This window comes from Lentimicrobium sp. S6 (assembly GCF_013166635.1).
GTDB lineage: Bacteria > Bacteroidota > Bacteroidia > Bacteroidales > UBA12170 > UBA12170.
Map to the genome: position 1 here is coordinate 1 of NZ_JABKBZ010000233.1, position 818 is coordinate 818.

The window sequence follows — 818 nt, forward strand, 5'->3', positions numbered from 1 at the left end:
GCAGAACTTACTGTAAAAAAGGGTGCTACACTTACCATTGGAAACAATGTTGATATCACCAATGGTAAAATAATTATTGAAGATGGTGCAACAGTAAATATTGATACCGATTTGTACTTAGATAAAACCGAAATATTATTTCATAATTCAACCGTAAATGTTAGTGATGCACATCTAGATAATCAATCCAAATTTTGGATTCACGGTACAGGTACATTTGAGTTTATCAACTCATATTTTTCCGATGGTTCTCAAATAAGAGGAGTGGGAAACAAAGGAACGACTATAGTAGATTATTGTATTTTTAACGACTCGTATATAGATATCAATAACAATACATTATCATTAAATTCCAGTGTAAGTATAACCAATAATAATTTTAACAACTCTAACAACTACTCAGCAATTTCTATTGTAAACTGCGATACGTATACCATAGAAGACAATGAAATTGATAATTATATATCGGGAATAGAAGTTTGGAATTCTGGGCATGGAAAAGGAGCCTACTATGTAAGAGATAATACTATTAGAAATATTGTTAGTACAGGATTGACATTTTATGGCTCCTCGGGTATTATTGAAAATAATACAATAGAAAACAGCTTATTCGGTATTAAGCTATTAAACAATTCCACTGTTGAATTAAGAGGCAATAGTGATGCGAATGATATTTATCAAACTCAATTAATTCAAAATAACGATGCTGAAGAAGTTTATATAAGTACCTACAGTGTTCCCACCTATTTTCATTATAATGTAATACAAGATTATGACAATGGTGGAGTGAATGATCCACTGGTATTGCATAATAATCC

At 30.7% G+C, this 818-nt stretch carries 1 protein-coding gene; it reads left to right on the forward strand.

What is annotated here, in order from left to right:
* Positions 1-818: hypothetical protein (locus HNS40_RS22515; protein WP_172284956.1), on the forward strand; the 818-nt coding region annotated here is incomplete at both ends.